Genomic DNA, 16,442 nt, shown 5'->3' on the forward strand with positions numbered 1-16,442 from the left:
CAGGGGAGCCGGAAGGGGGTCAGGCACCATTTGTCGGGACGACCCGTAGGGCGCTGCGCGCAAATGGTGCCTGACCCCTTGCATGCTCACCGCCTCGTCGCCCGCCGTGCCGGGATTTCGCGACCGGCGGCCAGCGCCGCCACCACCGGCCCCAGCTCGTCGATCCGAAACACCCCGTTCACGTCGTCGTACCGCAAGGCGTTCAACGGCATGGACGGCATGTAGGCTTCTTCAGGATCTTGTGCGAGGGTGAGCCCGGATGCCTTGGCGATCGCGATCAACCCGCTGACCCCGTCTTCGCCGCAACCGGTCAGGAGTATGCCGACGACGCGCCGCCCGTAGGTCTCCGCCGCGGACCGAAAGAGCGGATCGACGGCCGGCCTGGTGCTGTGCTCTCGCGGGCCGCGCCGAATGGCGAGGCGGCGGCCCGTTTCGAAGAGTAGATGATGATCCGGCGGAGCGAGGTAGATGTGCCCCTGTTTCATGGCGGTGCGACCGGCAGGTTCGATCACCGGCAAGGCCGAGCGGCGGCCCAATACCTGCGCAAGCTCCCCCGGCGCCGCGCTGCGGTGGAGCACCACCCCCACGGCAGCCGGCATGCCGGCGGGAAACGCCGCGAACAATTCCCTCAACGCCATGACGCCCCCGGCCGACGCGCCGATCACGACGACGTCCCGTTTGATGCCTTCTGAATTGATCGCTGTGCGAGGCCGTGGGAGTCGAATCGGAAAACCGTTGTCGGCCTTACTCCACGGCATGGCTGGCCTCGATCATGGCGCGAATCGCGAGGCATTGCTTCCTCACTTCGTTGATGCGGCGGCGGATCTGTGCGCGCCGGCGCCCGCCCGCCGTTTTCATTTCGGCGAGGAGGTCTTCATAGACGTAGACCAATTGCTTGAGCAGGAGCGCGGCTGACCACAAGCTCCGCTCCAATTGGGCTTCTTTGGCGTCGAGCAGACTGGCGGGGGCATAGCGATGATCCACCTGGCAGCGGTACAGGAGGTGCCCGTGCGGTCCTTCCCGTTCGAATCGCAGCACGCCGAAACAGTCGGGGCACGAGATGGGAACGACACAGGGTTCCCGAGCGGCGGAAGGAGGAGAGAGAGAAGAGGTCGTACGCCGCCGCGCCTGTTTCATGGCAGCGCCACGGTAGTACGGAGGAATAAGCGCGGGATACTAGGGAGAACCCTAGGTCACGCGGGAGCGCTCCGGCTGCGCCTCACCGCCTTCGCCGCTTCCATGATAAAGAGCGGCAGCAGCCCCATGGCGGCCATCAGCTCCCAATCTTCGAGGGGCAGGGGAGCGACCTTGAAGATCGGACCCGCGGCGGGGATGGTGATGACGGCCAATTGCACGCCGAGCGACAGGAGAAACGCCCAGACGAGGGAGCGATTCGTGGCGATCCCCAGTTGGAAGAGCGAGAGCCGCTCGCTTCTTGAATTGAACGCGTGCACGAGCTGCGCGACCACCATGACGGTGAAGGCGACCGTCCGCGCCTGCTCGACCGTCTGGTGCCAGAGAAACAAGCTCGCGCCGAATGCCGCTAAGGCGATCAGCGCCAGCATCAGCCCTTCACCGCCGATCGACAGAAGGCGCGCGCGATCCAGGAGCCGATCGCCGGGGCGGCGCGGCGGCCGCTGCATCAGGTCGGGCGCCTTGGGGTCCACCGCCAAGGCCAAGGCGGGAATGCCGTCCGTGACGAGGTTCATCCAGAGAATCTGGATCGGCAGGAGCGGCAGCGGCAGGCCGAGCAGCGCGGCGAACAGCATGACGAGCACTTCGCTCACGTTGCAGGACAGGAGGAAATGCACGGTCTTCTGAATGTTGTCGAAGATGCCCCGGCCTTCTTCGACCGCCGCCGCGATCGAGGCGAAGTTGTCGTCCGTCACCACCATGTCGGAGGCTTCCTTGGTGACATCGGTGCCGGCGATGCCCATCGCCACACCGATATCCGCGGCTTTGATGGCCGGCGCGTCGTTGACCCCGTCGCCGGTCATCGCGACGACGGCGCCCCGACGTTTCCAGGCGCGGACGATGCGCAGCTTGTGCTCGGCGGACACGCGGGCATAGACCCCCACCCGCTCGACTCGTTGAGCCAGTTGCTCGTCCGTCAGATTGTCGAGCTCCGACCCCGACAACGCCGTTTCCCCGTCGCGATGCAGACCCAGCTCGCGCGCGATCGCGACGGCCGTGTCCTTGTGGTCGCCCGTGATCATGGCGGTGCGGATGCCGGCTTGCCGGCACAGGCGCACGGCCTCCGCCGCTTCCGGCCGCAAGGGGTCCTTCATCGCGAAGAGGCCGAGGAAGACCAGCTCCCGCTCGATGTCATCGTCCGAATCGGCACGCCGATGGCGGAGCGGCCGATGCGCCACGGCCAGCACGCGGAGGCTTTGCTGCGCCAGTGAGGCGTTGGCCTCGGCAATCCGACGCCGGTGCGCGTCGTCCAACGGCTCGGTCCGACCGTCCAGCGTCATGCGGCTCGTGCAGCGCCGCAGCAAGACGTCGGGCGCGCCTTTGCTGTAGGCGGTGCCGCCTTCCGCGGTCCGGCGGATGATCGTCATCATCTTGCGCTCGGCATCGAACGGAATTTCTCTTTCCAAGGGAGCCCGACGCTCCAGCTCGTCCTTCGCGAGCCCCGCTTTCGCCGCCGCGACGAGCAACGCGCCTTCCGTCGGATCGCCGATGACCTGCCAGACGCCGTGTTCTTGCCGCAGCGTGGCGCCGTTGCAGAGCACCGCGGCGGTGAGGAGCTCGCGCAAGCCGGCACCCCCACCATCGTCACCCCGATCATCCTCACCCCCACCCTCCCCTCCCCCCTCAAGGGGGAGGGCCGGGGAGGAGGCGCGGATCTCCCCCGCCGGCTCGTACCCCTCGCCCGTCACTTCGAAGACACGGCCGTCGACGAACAGGCGGGTCACCGTCATCTCGTTCTTCGTCAACGTGCCGGTCTTGTCGGTGCAGATCACCGTGGCCGATCCCAAGGTTTCCACGGCCGGCAGTTTTCTGATCAGCGCATGCCGCTTGACCATCCGCGTCACGCCCAACGCCAGCGTAATGGTCACGACGGCCGGAAGGCCCTCGGGCACGGCCGCCACGGCCAGGCTCACCGACGTCAAAAACATCTCGACCAACGGCTCGCCGCGCAGGTAGCCGAGGGCGAACACCACCGAGACGACGCCGAGCGCCAGCCACAGCAGCTGATAGCCGAACTGTTCCAGTCGGCGCTGCAGCGGGGTTTCGGCCCGCTCGGCCTCGGCCGCCTTCTGAATCATGGCGGCGATCCGGCCCAATTCCGTGCCGGAGCCTGTCGCCACCACCAGCGCGCGCGCCTTGCCGGACACCGCCACGGTGCCCATAAACATCATGTTGCTCCGGTCGGCCAGCGGCACGTCGGCGGCCAGCCGCTCCGGGCGTTTCCGAACCGGGGTGGACTCGCCGGTCAGGGACGCCTCCTGAGTTTGGAAATTCGCCGCGTAGATCAGCCGCGCGTCCGCCGGCACGCGGTCGCCCGCTTCCAGCGCGATCACGTCACCCGGCACCAGCTCGCGCGCGGGAACGGATTGCAGCGCGCCGTCACGGAAGACGCGGGCCATCGCGACGGACAGCTTGCGCAGCGCCGCCAGCGACCGTTCCGCCCGATACTCCTGCACGAACCCGAGCAGGCCGTTCAGCAGGACGATGGCCAGGATCGCCGCCGCATCGAGCCAGTCTTTCAGCAACCCCGACACGACCGCGGCGCCGATCAAGACCCAGATGACGATGTTCGTGAACTGGGACAACAAGAGCCCGAGCCAGGAGGCCGCGGCCGCTTCAGGCAGCTCGTTGAATCCGTCGCGCGACCGCCTCCGGGCGACCTCCTCGCCGGTCAGGCCCCTCTCCGGATGCGAACCCCACTGCGCCACGACCGCCTCTGCAGTCAAAGCATGCCACGGCGCGGCTCCGGGTGTCTGTCGCTCTACGTCCATCATACGTGTCGTCACTGAAAGAGCAGCCACAATCCCAGCAGATACATCGCGATCATCAACAGGCTGTCCGGTTCGATCAGCATGAACCGCTTCTCGGCGCGGTAGATGATGCCCATCAGTCCCACGTTCATCATCACGATGGACCAGAGGGCCGTGAGCGCATGCGCCGGGCCGACGTGAGCGAGCAGCCCGCCGCCGCGGTACGCCAGGTCGGCAAAAAAGAACGCCGCCATGTTGAAGGCGTTGCTGCCGAAGAGGTTTCCCACGGCGAGGTCGAACGCGCCGAGGCGAACCGCCGCGAAGGACGTCACGAGTTCCGGCAACGACGTCGCGATCGCCAGCAGCGACGTGCCGATGAAGGTCGCGCTGATGCCGGTCTCCTCGGCAATGCGATCGGCCGACCAGGCCAGGGCCGGCGCCGCCACGAGCAAGGCCAGTGCGCCGAGCGCGAAGCCGCTCCCCGCCCGCCGGAGCGCAGCGCCCCGCGCGGCCGATGCATCATGAGACCCCGCCAATCGCTCGACCAACGCTTCCTGCTCCAGTCGACGCCGCTTCATGTCCTCCTGCCGGAATACCAGCCGCATGCCGAGCACGTAGAGCATGAGTAACGAGAGACTCCCTAAGCCGACCCCGAGAGGAGCCACATGGATGTGCAGCAGCACGAAGAAGGCGGCAAGCCCGGTGAGGACCATCGCCAGGGCCGCCGTCAAGGTATGCTCCAGCGCCGCCTGCTGCCACACCCGTTTCTGCCGGTGCAGCAGGTCGATCAGCCCCAAGGTCAACATGTTCGTGAGGCCGGCGCCGAAGAGGTCCCCCGCCGCGAGATCCGGAGCGTCCATCCAAGCCGCGCTCACGGTGGTGAAGACCTCGGGCAGCGAGGTCGCCGCCGCCATCAACACCACGCCGATCCACAACCGGCCCAATCCCGTCAGCTCCGCGATCTGATCGCCAAAGCGCGACAGTTTCGTCCCGACCACCACAATAACGCCAGCGCTGACGGCAAACACGAGCCAGATCATCACAGGTCTTCTTCTTGCCCTTCTCAAGCGGCCGGGCCGGCGGGCTGTTGTCGCGGCGGTATCGCAGCAGAGAAGATCGCAGCCACTGAAAGCTCGCGACGACATTGCGCCGCCAGGTGCAGCCTTATAGGAGCGAGCGGCGCCAAACCACCTGTTCAGCAGCCCACGATCTTCAACGCATGATGCCGCCACGACAACAGCCCGCCGGCCCGGCCACCCTCCCTCACACCCATTCCGGCGCCTGCTCCTTCGCCGCCCGCTCCTCGGCGAAGGCCTGGTACAGGGCCGGCAGCACGACGAGCGTCAGCGCGGTCGACGTGAAGAGGCCGCCGATGACCACGGTCGCGAGCGGCCGCTGCACTTCCGCGCCGATGCCGTGCGCCAGCGCCAGCGGCAGAAGGCCGAGCAGGGTCGTCATCATCGTCATCACCACCGGGCGCAGCCGGAGACTGCAGCCCGCGACGATCGCCTCTTCCTTCGACGTCCCTTCCTGCCGCAATTGATTGATATAGGACACCAGCACGATGCCGTTGCCCACCGCCAGCCCGAACAGCTCGATGAAGCCCACCGACGCCGGCACGCTCAGATACTGTCCGCTGAGCCACAGTGACACGACGCCCCCGACCAAGGCAAACGGCAGATTGAGGATGATGAGCGTCGCGTAGCGGAGCGAGTGGAAGGCCCAGAAGAGGAGAAAGAACACCAGCCCGAGCGTGATCGGCACGACGATCAGCAGCCGGGCGTTGGCCCGTTCCATGTTCTCGAAGGCCCCGCCCCAGGCGATCCGATAGCCCTCCGGCAGGTGAACCTGCGCCGCGAGCTTCCGCCGTCCTTCGTCGACCACGCCGCCGATGTCGCGCCCGACGACGTTGAACCCGATGTAGATGCGCCGCGTGACCTGCTCGCGGCTGACCCGGAGCGGACCCTCGCGCATCTCGATGGCAGCCAGATCGCTCATCGGAATCAGCGCGCCCGACGCCGCCTTCACCCGGATTTCGCCGATGGCGGCCACGCTGTTGCGGGCCGCCTCAGGAAATCTCAGGACCAGTTGAAACCGTCGTTCTCCTTCGAACACCTGCGTGGCGGGCCGGCCGCCGATCGCCGTCGTGACGATCTCCTGGACATCGGCCACGTTGATCCCGTAGCGGGCGATCTTCTGCCGGTCGATGTCCACCGTGAGGTACGGCTGCCCGGCGATCTGCTCGACTTTGATGTCCTTGACGCCCTCGATCTGCTGCATCAGCGCCGCGATCTCCTCGGCCTTTTGATGCAGGACGTCGAGGTCGTGACCGAAGAGCTTGATCGCGCATTCCGTCCGGATGCCCGAAATCAGCTCATCCACCCGCTCCTGGATCGGCTGGCTCATGAGGACGGAGATGCCGGGGATTTCGGCCAGCTTCCGCCGGATGGCGTCGGTCAATTCCGCCTGCGACGACGCCGTCGTCCACGTGTCGCGTTCATGCAAGGAGACGATGGGGTCGCTTTCGTTGGGCTCCTCCGGGCCGAAGGCGATGTCGGCGCGCCCGATCTTGCTCACCGCCATGCGGACCTCCGGGAACTCCAGCATCGCCTTGTGGGTCTGTTTCTCCATCTCGATGGATTCCGGCAGGGAGACGCTGGGCAGCCGCACGATCTGCGGCGTCAAGGCGCCTTCTTCGAGGATGGGGATAAATTCGCGCCCGACGAACGGCACGATCAGCAAGCTCGCCAAGACCAACACCGTCGAACCAGCGAGCACCACGCGCCCGCGCCGGAGCGTCCAGCGCAGCACCGGCAGGTATCGCCGCTTCATCCAGCGGGTGAGCCGCGTCTCTTCGGGATGGTCGCCGCGCAGCAGCAGCGAGGCCAGGACCGGCGAGAGCGTGAGCGTGACGATCACCGAGGCCAGGAGCGCGATGACCAGCGTATAGGCCAGCGGCGCGAACATCTTGCCTTCCATGCCGTGCAGCGTCATCAGCGGCAGAAACACGACGCTGATGATCAGAATGCCGAACAGGATCGGGCGCCCGACTTCCTTGGTCGCCTGCAGGATGATTTCCGACTTGGGGCGTCCCGCCCGGCCCTGACCCTGATCGGCCAGATGGCGATAGACGTTTTCCACCACGACCAGCGAGCCGTCCGCGATCTCGCCGATCGCGATGGCGAGGCCGCCGAGCGTCATCAAATTGGCCGACAGCCCCAGCCGCTCCATCACGATGAAGGCGATCAGCGGCGTCACGATCAGCGTGGCCGTCACGACGACGGCGCTCCGCACGTGGCCGAGAAAGAAGAAGAAGACGAACACGACGAGCACGATGCCCTCGATCAACGCGTCCCGCACGGTGCGGACCGCCGCCGTGACGAGCTCGATGCGGTCGTAAAAGGGCACGAGGGTCGTCCCGGCCGGCAAAATGTGCTCGCGGTGCAGCTCGTCGACTTTCGCGGAGACGGCTTCCACCACCCGGCGCGCATTGCCGCCGCGCAGCATGAGAATCGTCCCGGTCACCACTTCCCGCTCTCCGTTGAGCACCGCCGCGCCGTGCCGGACCGCGTGGCCGATGCGCACGTCCGCGACATCGCGCACGAAGATCGGCGTGCCGCCGGACTCCTTCACGATGATCGATTCGATGTCGCGCACGGTCTTGATCAGCCCCAGGCCGCGGACGATCGCCCGCTCCGCATGGCGCTCCAGGATATTGCCGCCGGCGTTGGCGTTGTTCTTCGCCACGGCCTCGAAGACCTCGTGCAGCGTCAACTCGTATTTGCGCAGCTTCGCGGGATCCACCAGCACCTGATACTGCTTCACGAACCCGCCGAGCGCGTTGACGTCGATGACGCCCGGCACGCTCTTGAAGAAGGGGCGCAGCACCCACTCCTGGAGCGTCCGCTGCTCCGTCAGCTCGTCTTCGACGGCCCGGGGATCCGGATCGTGCGCGCGCGGGCCGTTCAGATAGTATTGATAGACTTCGCCCAGTCCGGTGCTGATCGGCGCCATCGTCGGCTCCACGCCGTCCGGCAACCGCTCTTTCGCCGCGAGCATCCGCTCGAGCACCAGCTGGCGGGCGAAGTAGACGTCCACGTCGTCATGAAAGACGACGGTCATTTGGCTGAGCGCGAATTTGGACAGGGACCGGATCTCCGCCAGACCGGGGAGGCCGGTCATCTGCAGCTCGAGCGGATAGGTGATGAACCGCTCCACCTCGACGGGCGACCATCCGGGCGCTTCGGTGAGCACCTGAACTTGGATGTTCGTCACGTCGGGGTAGGCGTCGATCGGGATGGATTGGAACGCCGCGACGCCGGCCACGGACAGAAACGCGGCGAGCCCGAGCACCAGAATCCGCTGGCGGAGCGAGAATGCGACGAGGGATGCGATCATGGCGCCGGTTCGATCTTGTGCCGCTCCATCTCGGACCGGAGGACGAACGCCCCTCTCGTCACGACCGGCTCGCCGTCCTGCAGTCCGTCGAGGATGACGACCACGTCGCCGTACTCCGGGCCCAGCCGGACGGTTCTGGCTTCGAATTCCGCGGGCGCCCGTTGCACGAAGACGACCTTGCCGGTCGGTCCGCTCTGCACGGCGGACAGCGGCACGGCGAGCACGTCGGCATCCGGCGCGGCATACACCCGCACGAGCGCGAACATCTCGGGCTTCAGGCGCTTCTCCGGGTTGGGCGCGGTCACGCGCACCCGCAGGGTGCGCGTGGCGGCATCGAGCACGTCGCCGATGTAGGTCACCGCGCCCTGGAACAACGCATGCGGATAGGCCGCGGCCACGATATCGACCGTTTGGCCTTTTTGGATGTACTCCACGTCCTTCTCCGGCACGTTGGCGATCACCCACACCTCGGACAAATCGGCGACCGTGAAAAACTTCTGGTGGGTCTCGACGACCTCTCCCCGCGTGATGTTGCGCATGATGACCCGGCCGTCGAACGGCGCCAGCAGCGGCACATCGGACCTGATCGTCCCCTCGCGGTCGAGCCGTTCGATCTCGCGCCGCGAGACGCCGAGCAGCTCCAGACGGTTCCGCGTTTCACGCGCCTCCGCCTGCGCGGTTTTCATCTCCGCTTCCCGGCGGAGAAACTCCGCCAGGCTGACGACCTTGTTTTCGTGCAGATCCTTGGCCCGCCGATAGGCCAGATCCGCTTCGTGCAGCCGGGCCGCAGCCTTCACATAGGCGCTTTCCGCCAATCCCAACTCGGTGCTGTGGAGCAGGGCCAACAGATCGCCCTTCTTCACATCGGCGCCGACGTCCACCTGCACGGTGACGACACGCCCGCGGATCAGCGTGGTGACCTCCGCCAGCTCGTTTTCGTTCGCTTGAATGGTGGCGGGAAATTCGCGCGAGACCCGATGGGGCCCGCGCACGATCGGCCGCGCTTCGATCCCCGCCCGCGCCAGCTCTTCGGCGGACAGCCGGATGAAGCCAGACCGCGCGCCGGGAACCGGCTTCGCGGCGGAGCTGTCGTCCGGTTGCCTTCCGCAGGCGCCGAACCAGCCGGCCGCCACGGCAATGATCGTGATCAGCACTCCGGTTTCGACACCTATCGGTCGCATAGACGCGCCCACGGACACCTATCCTCCGCCGATTCTTCAGCATGAGGCGTGCCTCGAAAAGGGCCGGATTTCCAGGCGATCCGGAGGACTCCGTAGCCTTTTGCTACGATCGGCGAACCAGGCCCGTGGTGAAAGGCGACAACCGGACGATCATGGCCGCCGGGGAAACGACCGGGCGCCGAGCATGCGGGTCGTCGCCAGCGCGAGCACCGCGCCCGTGAACGCCGCAGCCATATCCTTTTGCGCGTCCCATTCGTCGCCCTGCGTCCCCAGATACAACGTCCCCAATTCGGGGCTCACGACGATGGCGACGATCGCTTCGATCACCTCGAACAGCCCGCTCAGCGCCAGGATGCCGCTCGCCGGGAGGTAGTAGGACCAGAAGCCCCGGACGCCGGCCAGCCGTATCTGGATCTCCCGCAGCGGATAGGCCAGCAGAGCGCCGAACGCGAAATGGACGATGCGATCGAACGGATTTCGGCTGAGCCCGAACGCGTCCTTCAGCCAAAAGCCGACCGGCACTTCGGCGTAGGTATAGTGCGCGCCGACGGCGTGCAACGTGAGGAACAGGGTGATGAGGCAGTACGAGACGGCGGAGAACCGGAACCGCCGGTAGGTCAGCAGCAGGACGGCGACGGCCGTGACGGCCAGGATGTTTTCCAGCAGCCAATCCCGGCGGTCGTGCGGATCGATCGCGGCCCAACTCCAGAGGGCCGCATACCAGAGCAGAAGTCCGAGCAAGAGAGGCCGGGGCGGCGCGTCCATCAGGTCCCGCTCGGTGCCCGGCTCCATGGCGCGGGCTACTCGGAGAGCGCCGCGTCCGGTTCGAACGACGGTTGCGCGCGCCGCCACCCGCGCGCGAGCGCGAGCAGGGCGACGCAGAGGAGCGCCCCGTAGAACGCGGCCGCCATGTCCTTCTGCGCGTCCCACACATCGCCCTGGGACCCCAGATAAGTGACGCCCAATTCCGGATGCACCGCGCCCGCCACCCAGGATTCGATGATCTCCCAGAGACCGCTCAAGCCCAACACCGTCATGACGGGCAGATAATAGACCAGCCAGCCGCGCACGGCGCCCGTGACGCGGAACAGTTCCTCCAACGGATAGGCCAACAGAAAGCCGAAGCTGAAGTGCACGAGGCGATCGAAATGGTTCCGGCTCAAGTGCAGCGCCTGTTGCAGCCATGACCCGACCGGCACCTCCGCATAGGTGTAGTGGACGCCCACGGTATGGAGCGTGAGAAACACCGTGATCAAGGCGTAGGACGCCGGCGAGAGCGGAAAGCGGCGGTAGGTCGCGATCAGCGCGACGACGAACAGCGCCGGCAGGATGCTGGCGAGCAGCCAGAATTGCGGATCGGCCGGCCCCTGCGCCATCCAGACGGAGACGACGACGTACCAGACCAACAGCCCCGCGGACACCCAGTGATTGCGCGACACGGAGGTACTCCTTCGATAGAGGGATACCGGCAGCGCCCTGTACTGTACTGGACAGGACGATTCGCTGCAACCGCCCCGGCGGACGGCTTCATGTCTACCCCCGTACGGATGGACAAAGAGAGGAACACATCGTAGGCGGGTTACCGGGCCACGTCTTCGGAGCGAAACCGGGCCGTGAGTGTACCTTCCAGCGCATCGAGCAGCTCGCTCCCCAGGAAAGGCTTCCCGAGAAAGGGGTGGGCCAGCTCTCTGCGGACCATTTGCACCTCTTCAGACAAGACGTTGCCTGAGATGAGGAGGACCCCCGTGTGACAGCCGTTGGGAATGGCTTGCCGCACTTCTTCAAGCCCGGCCTTCCCCAGCGCGCTGAGATCGGCGAGGATCAGGTCAATCGGTTCGGAGCATGTTCGCGACACTCGGACGGCCTCCCCGCGACCGGCGCACGCCGTCGCCCGGTACCCGTGCGCGGTCAGCGTTTCATACAGCATGGCGCGGACCGGTCCGTCGTCTTCGATGATCAAGACGTGCCGCCGCTTTGCAGGCGCCGGCCTCCGCTGGATCAGTTGCAGGTTGGATGGCGGGAACGGATGGAACTTCATAGAGAGCTGCCTTTCGGTACCGGCACCTGAAGACACAAGAGGGCCCTCATCTTAGGTGAATACGTTCTGTCCGAGAATCGGAGCGGCACCAGTATGGCGTCGGAATTCTACGTGCCAGCCTCCCGAAAATGGCTCACGGGAAGAGTCAAAAGTCTCTTCAACGGAAGAGACTCGCGGAGATGAGACGAGAGAACCGGAAGGTCATGATCGTCGCGATCCTGGCGCCGCACTTGGCCGGTGAAGGAAGTCCGTGACGGCGCCCACCAATGTCGACATCGGAAAGGGCTTCTGGAGGGCTCCGGCCGCCCCCAGGAGTTCCGCCGCTTCCAGGAGCAAGATCGAGCCGATCCGTTCGCTTCCCCCGCTCATCGCGAGAAGCTTGGTGCCGGGAAATCGCCGGCGAAACTCCCGAATGCCTTCAATCCCGTCTACGTCCGGCATCAGGATATCCATGATGACGAGGTCAATGGGGGTTCCCGCACAGTACGCAAGAGCTTGCGCCACGGTACAGGCGCTGAGGACGACGTGCCCGGCTTTTTTCAGGCCGCCGGCGATCAACGTTCGGACATGAGCGTCGTCATCCACCACCACGATCGCCGCCATAGGGTCATCGCCTCCGCAACCACGCGTTGCCGTCAGCACGCCTGGGCATGAACCAGCTTTCCGTCGAGGACTTGCCGAACCATGAGCAAGAGGGCCTCGCACGTGTAGGGCTTCTGGATGAAATTCACCGCATCGCTCACGATGCCGTGACGCAGCACGGCGTCGTCGGTATAGCCGGACATATAGAGAATCTTGATGGAGGGATCGATTTCGGCTACCGCCTCCGCAACCTCCCGGCCGCTCATTTGGGGCATGACGATATCGGTAATCACGAGGTGAAGGGGGCCGACATGAGCCTGCACCAAGCTCAGAGCCTCGATGCCGTGCCGGGCTTCCAGCACCGTATAGCCGTGGCGGCGTAACGCGGCGCACACGAACGTTCGGACGCCGGGTTCATCTTCGACGACAAGGACCGTCTCACGCCCGGATACGGTTGCCGGCATCGGCGAGTCCTCTGCGGCTTCGGTTGCCTCTTCGACGCGCGGCAAGTAGAGCGCGACCTCGGTTCCTTTCCCGGGCTCGCTGGCGACGGTGATCGCCCCGCCGCTCTGCTTGATGATTCCGTACACGGTGCTTAAGCCGAGCCCCGTTCCTTTCCCTTTCGGTTTGGTGGTGAAAAACGGCTCAAAGATTCGGGGAAGAATCTCGGGATCGATGCCGATGCCCGAGTCCTGCACTCTCAGTCGTACGTAGGGACCCGGCTTCGCTTCCAGCCGGGAGTCTTTGATCGCACGGTCATCCAGCTCCACTCGATCCGTCGCAATGGTCAGGCGGCCTCCGTGCGGCATCGCGTCCCGGGCATTGACCGCGAGATTCAACAGCGCCTGCTCGATTTGGCTGGGATCCGCTTTGACATGCCCCCCGCCGGCATCCGGCGTGATGCACAGCTCGACTTCCTCTCCCGCCAGGGTTCTCAGCATCGATTCCATATTGAGCACGATGGCATCGGCATTGATGGTCTTCGGTTGAAGAACTTGCCGGCGGCTGAAGGCCAGCAACTGGGAGGTCAAGGCCTTGGCTCGCTCGCTCGCCTGCCTAATTTGCTCGATGGCCTCGCGCTGCTCTCCGGTCAGGGTCCGGTCCTCATCGAGCAGATCCGTGTAGCCTCGGATCACAAGCAGCATATTGTTGAAGTCGTGGGCCACGCCGCCGGCCAGTTGGCCCACCGCTTCCATCTTCTGAGATTGGCGAAGTTGTTCCTCCAGATTCTTCCGGTCCGTGATGTTCCGCAGGACCAGTTGCATGCTCGGCAAAGCCTCCCCGTCACCTACTGCGGAGACGACCAAGTTCACGTGGATCGGCGAACCGTCGAGCCGCAACATCGCCAACTCCGTGAGCGGAAGGGCCAGCCCCTCGTTCAGCGATCTGCGGACGGCGCCGATCGCGGCGCGGTCGGCATGCGGATGGAAGAAATCGGCCGGATCCCGTCCCAGGACCTGTTCCGGGCTGACGGCGCCGAACAACTCCATGCCGGCGCGGTTCAAGAAGACGATGCGGTTGGTCCGCGTCAGAAGAATCGCATCGGGCGACACCTCGACCAGACGGCGGTAGCGGTCCTCGCTTCTTTTCAACGCCTCTTCGGCTTCTTTCCGTTCGGAAATATCGCGGATGAACGCAGTAAACACCGTATGGTCGTCCATGCGCAGCGGCGACACGGACAACTCCAAGGGGAAGACCGTTCCATCCCGCCGCAGACCTTCGACTTCGATCCGCTTGCGCAGCAACACCCCTTTTCCCGTCCGGAGAAAGCGCCGCACTCCTCCCTCATGGGCCTGGCGGTACGGCGGCGGGATGATCGTCTCGGAGAGGCGCCGCCCCATGACTTCGGCGCGCGGCCAGCCGAACAGAGCCTCGGCCTCTCGATTCCACTCGAGGATGAGGCCTTCCTCGCTCATCATGACGAAGGCATCCAGGGAGTGCTCCAGCACCATCCGCATTTTGTGTTCGCTGTTTCGAATCGCCCGTTCGAACCGGCGGCGGTGACTCAAGTGATCGATCAGCGTGGAGCGGTCGCGGCCCAGCTTCCGCACGGATTCGTTGGAGATCCCGTAAAACACGGCGAGTATCAGCAGGATGGGAACTTGCAGCAAATGACTCCGGCGGGCGGCGGTGAGGTCGCCCAGGTCGGCGTAGAGGACGCCCGCATAGGCCCCGCACAGCAGCAGGGAAATCACGACGACTTGATTCAAGGTCGGAGCGATCGCGGCGATCAGCATGATGATGAAATAGGTCACGTACAGGTTCGTGCTCGCGCTGCCCGAAAGATAGATAATCGACGAGGTCGCCGCCGTATCAAACAGCGCAACGGCCGGAACGAGCCAGCGTTTCTTGAATACGGCGGCGGGCAGGCTGATCGCCCCCACCATGGTGCCGAGGAGTCCAAGGACGATGAAATCCACCGCACCGGAAGACAGCAGCGGCGTCTCGCTGAACAGCAACTGATAGCTGAGGACAATGGCCACGAGCGTGTGCAGCAGAATCAGCTGGTGTTTTTTCGCGCCCAGGGGGGATCGCGGCCCGCCCGCACCCGCCGGAGCGAAAGGATTCACTTCAGGCATGGCCCCTCGCAATCGGCTTCACTCTGTCGTCGTCACCGATTCCGGACTCGGCTTCCTCAACAGTTGAAACGCTTCCTGCACCGTTCTGACGGAAACGAGGGCCGGCCAGGACGACGAAGGAGGCGGCCTGTCCCGGCGGACATCTTGTTCGGGCACCAGCACTCGACGGAGCTTCGCCGCGCCGGCGGCGCTCACCTTGGCCTGAAGCGCGCCCACCGAGCCGATCCCCCCATCCTGCGCAACGGTCCCCGTCATGGCCAGATCCGCAGGGACCGTGATGCCCTGCGCCAAGGCGGCGACGCTCAATCCCACCATCGCGCCCAGACTGTCTCCCGCGATCGTGATGCCCGGGTACGAATGAGCCACCGTGACGGTCCACGAGGCGGATGAGAGCCCGAGCGCGCGCGCCGTCCTCTCGATTCCTTGCTCAATCGCCCGCTCCGCCATCGAAGAGAACGTTCCTGGCGCCTCCATCATGCGGATGACGAGCCCTCCCTCATCCTGCCGCTTTTCCAACGACACGGTGACATAGAGCACGACGCCGCTCCGATCCTGGCCGGACACCCCCAGGATGGGAATGGTTTGGCGCGGGACAGGGGGCGGTTCCGTCTCGCCCCACCCCGGTACGGCCGGAGCCGACCAGCAGGTGAGGCAGAGCGCGCAGCTGAGGAGCGCTCGAAGCCTCGCGACACAGACGGTCGAGGCGGCGCACGTCATGCCGTTGACCCTCCGTACGCGGCCGAGTCGGTGACGGCGCCGAGGGCGTGATCGCGCTCGATGTATCGCAGGAGAAGGCGCAGCCGTTCCTGCTGAACCGGCTCGATGCGGATGATTTCCAATCCGGAGACTTTTCGGCCGGCCCACCGTACGACCGCAAGATCGATCACGAGAGGGTGCGAGCGGACGACGAAATCCATCTCAAGCCGGAGGTACTCTCCGGGAGTCATCGCGGCGTCTGTTTCCACTCGACAGCCCCCGAAAGACAGGTCGGTGATCGCGCCCCTGCCGCCAAATCGCTCGCCGATCAGCCGGCACGGCAACTCCACGGCGTACCGGACATGCTTGCGGCGCTGCGCAGGCTCAGTGGTTGCGGCTGGTTCCCCCTTCTCAAGGCCCGTCACATCGTGCGACATACGTCTCCCCAAGCAGGACGAATACGCGTCCGACTCTCTCCGGCCCAACGCGTCAATTCCGTATACCGAGGAACGGTGCTGTCGGGTGCGTAATCGGCGGGCGCCGGCTTGATTCCTTGAGCGCGACTCTCAGGGCCTCACTCAGCTTGTGCAACGAGAACTCCTTTTTCAGGAACGCCGTCACTCCAAGAGAACGAGCCCGCCGTTCGTCCTCCTCCGTGCCAAGGCCGGTCAGGAAAATGATCGGAACCTCGGTGTTGGTGGAACGAACCTGTTCAAGCACCGCGATCCCGTCCAGGCCGGGCAGCCGCAGATCCAAAATGGCGACGTGAGGCTGTTCCAGGCGAAATGCCGCCACCGCCTCCTCGCCGCTGGACGCGAACGCCACCGAGTGCCCGAGCCGCCTCAACACCGTGCCGAGCAGATTCCGCACCAGTTCTTCGTCGTCGACCACGAGAATATGTGCCATGCGCTCCCCCTTCGGTGCCGGCCGTCAACAGCCGGCGTCATTGAACGCTGTGACACTGTAATGAGTACCAATGAATAGAGAATACGTCTGGAGGAATTTGTCTCTTCTTTAGGTCCTT

General features: G+C 65.3%; 14 protein-coding genes. All 14 read right to left on the reverse strand.

Translation table 11 applies throughout. From position 1 onward, the window contains the following. Window positions 1–86: 86 nt before the first annotated feature. The 14 genes from NITMOv2_RS17920 to NITMOv2_RS17985 all read right to left on the reverse strand — a co-directional run bounded on the left by NITMOv2_RS17920 (window position 87) and on the right by NITMOv2_RS17985 (window position 16,324). Complete coding sequence (locus NITMOv2_RS17920) at window positions 87–758, reverse strand: chemotaxis protein CheB (RefSeq protein ID WP_053381170.1); 672 nt, start codon at window positions 756–758, stop codon at window positions 87–89. After that, the gene (locus NITMOv2_RS17925) at window positions 745–1,137 is read right to left on the reverse strand and encodes a hypothetical protein (protein ID WP_145976412.1); all 393 of its coding nucleotides are present in this window, start codon (window positions 1,135–1,137) and stop codon (window positions 745–747) included. Before NITMOv2_RS17925 ends, NITMOv2_RS17920 begins: the two co-directional genes overlap by 14 nt. A 56-nt stretch (window positions 1,138–1,193) precedes the next feature. Beyond that, on the reverse strand, window positions 1,194–3,968 hold the full coding sequence (locus NITMOv2_RS17930) for a cation-translocating P-type ATPase (protein ID WP_083448166.1): 2,775 nt from the start codon (window positions 3,966–3,968) through the stop codon (window positions 1,194–1,196). A gap of 8 nt (window positions 3,969–3,976) precedes the next feature. Then, window positions 3,977–4,984: a sodium:calcium antiporter gene (locus NITMOv2_RS17935; RefSeq protein WP_053381172.1), complete on the reverse strand. Its 1,008-nt coding sequence runs from the start codon at window positions 4,982–4,984 to the stop codon at window positions 3,977–3,979. Between the two features lie 223 nt (window positions 4,985–5,207). Continuing rightward, complete coding sequence (locus NITMOv2_RS17940; protein WP_053381173.1) at window positions 5,208–8,342, reverse strand: efflux RND transporter permease subunit; 3,135 nt, start codon at window positions 8,340–8,342, stop codon at window positions 5,208–5,210. Further along, window positions 8,339–9,523 carry an efflux RND transporter periplasmic adaptor subunit gene (locus NITMOv2_RS17945; RefSeq protein ID WP_053381174.1) on the reverse strand — a complete coding sequence of 395 codons (1,185 nt, stop codon included), beginning with the start codon at window positions 9,521–9,523 and terminating at the stop codon, window positions 8,339–8,341. Before NITMOv2_RS17945 ends, NITMOv2_RS17940 begins: the two co-directional genes overlap by 4 nt. A gap of 150 nt (window positions 9,524–9,673) precedes the next feature. Beyond that, entirely contained in the window at window positions 9,674–10,315 is a 642-nt protein-coding gene (locus NITMOv2_RS17950) for a DUF2238 domain-containing protein (RefSeq protein ID WP_202967259.1), read from the reverse strand. 8 nt (window positions 10,316–10,323) lie between these two features. Next, on the reverse strand, window positions 10,324–10,962 hold the full coding sequence (locus NITMOv2_RS17955) for a DUF2238 domain-containing protein (RefSeq protein ID WP_238590390.1): 639 nt from the start codon (window positions 10,960–10,962) through the stop codon (window positions 10,324–10,326). Window positions 10,963–11,102: 140 nt separating this feature from the next. Further along, complete coding sequence (locus NITMOv2_RS17960; protein WP_053381176.1) at window positions 11,103–11,561, reverse strand: response regulator; 459 nt, start codon at window positions 11,559–11,561, stop codon at window positions 11,103–11,105. A 201-nt stretch (window positions 11,562–11,762) separates the two neighbouring features. Further along, window positions 11,763–12,164, reverse strand: a complete 402-nt coding sequence (locus tag NITMOv2_RS17965; protein WP_053381177.1) for a response regulator — start codon at window positions 12,162–12,164, stop codon at window positions 11,763–11,765. 32 nt (window positions 12,165–12,196) lie between these two features. Next, on the reverse strand, window positions 12,197–14,722 hold the full coding sequence (locus NITMOv2_RS17970) for a hybrid sensor histidine kinase/response regulator (RefSeq protein WP_053381178.1): 2,526 nt from the start codon (window positions 14,720–14,722) through the stop codon (window positions 12,197–12,199). Window positions 14,723–14,740: 18 nt separating this feature from the next. Then, window positions 14,741–15,439, reverse strand: coding sequence for a S16 family serine protease (locus tag NITMOv2_RS17975; protein ID WP_053381179.1), 699 nt, complete (start codon window positions 15,437–15,439; stop codon window positions 14,741–14,743). After that, window positions 15,436–15,855, reverse strand: coding sequence for a PilZ domain-containing protein (locus NITMOv2_RS17980; RefSeq protein WP_053381180.1), 420 nt, complete (start codon window positions 15,853–15,855; stop codon window positions 15,436–15,438). Before NITMOv2_RS17980 ends, NITMOv2_RS17975 begins: the two co-directional genes overlap by 4 nt. Before the next feature lie 52 nt (window positions 15,856–15,907). Then, on the reverse strand, window positions 15,908–16,324 hold the full coding sequence (locus NITMOv2_RS17985) for a response regulator (RefSeq protein WP_053381181.1): 417 nt from the start codon (window positions 16,322–16,324) through the stop codon (window positions 15,908–15,910). Window positions 16,325–16,442 lie beyond the last annotated feature (118 nt).

Source organism: Nitrospira moscoviensis (genome assembly GCF_001273775.1).
GTDB lineage: Bacteria > Nitrospirota > Nitrospiria > Nitrospirales > Nitrospiraceae > Nitrospira_D > Nitrospira_D moscoviensis.

Bases quoted from the DNA above. Each gene is read 5' to 3' on its own strand.
- NITMOv2_RS17920 (WP_053381170.1), bottom strand. From the start codon at position 758: ATGCCGTGGAGTAAGGCCGACAACGGTTTTCCGATTCGACTCCCACGG.
- NITMOv2_RS17925 (WP_145976412.1), bottom strand. From the start codon at position 1,137: ATGAAACAGGCGCGGCGGCGTACGACCTCTTCTCTCTCTCCTCCTTCC.
- NITMOv2_RS17930 (WP_083448166.1), bottom strand. From the start codon at position 3,968: ATGATGGACGTAGAGCGACAGACACCCGGAGCCGCGCCGTGGCATGCT.
- NITMOv2_RS17935 (WP_053381172.1), bottom strand. From the start codon at position 4,984: ATGATCTGGCTCGTGTTTGCCGTCAGCGCTGGCGTTATTGTGGTGGTC.
- NITMOv2_RS17940 (WP_053381173.1), bottom strand. From the start codon at position 8,342: ATGATCGCATCCCTCGTCGCATTCTCGCTCCGCCAGCGGATTCTGGTG.
- NITMOv2_RS17945 (WP_053381174.1), bottom strand. From the start codon at position 9,523: ATGCGACCGATAGGTGTCGAAACCGGAGTGCTGATCACGATCATTGCC.
- NITMOv2_RS17950 (WP_202967259.1), bottom strand. From the start codon at position 10,315: ATGGAGCCGGGCACCGAGCGGGACCTGATGGACGCGCCGCCCCGGCCT.
- NITMOv2_RS17960 (WP_053381176.1), bottom strand. From the start codon at position 11,561: ATGAAGTTCCATCCGTTCCCGCCATCCAACCTGCAACTGATCCAGCGG.
- NITMOv2_RS17965 (WP_053381177.1), bottom strand. From the start codon at position 12,164: ATGGCGGCGATCGTGGTGGTGGATGACGACGCTCATGTCCGAACGTTG.
- NITMOv2_RS17970 (WP_053381178.1), bottom strand. From the start codon at position 14,722: ATGCCTGAAGTGAATCCTTTCGCTCCGGCGGGTGCGGGCGGGCCGCGA.
- NITMOv2_RS17975 (WP_053381179.1), bottom strand. From the start codon at position 15,439: ATGACGTGCGCCGCCTCGACCGTCTGTGTCGCGAGGCTTCGAGCGCTC.
- NITMOv2_RS17980 (WP_053381180.1), bottom strand. From the start codon at position 15,855: ATGTCGCACGATGTGACGGGCCTTGAGAAGGGGGAACCAGCCGCAACC.
- NITMOv2_RS17985 (WP_053381181.1), bottom strand. From the start codon at position 16,324: ATGGCACATATTCTCGTGGTCGACGACGAAGAACTGGTGCGGAATCTG.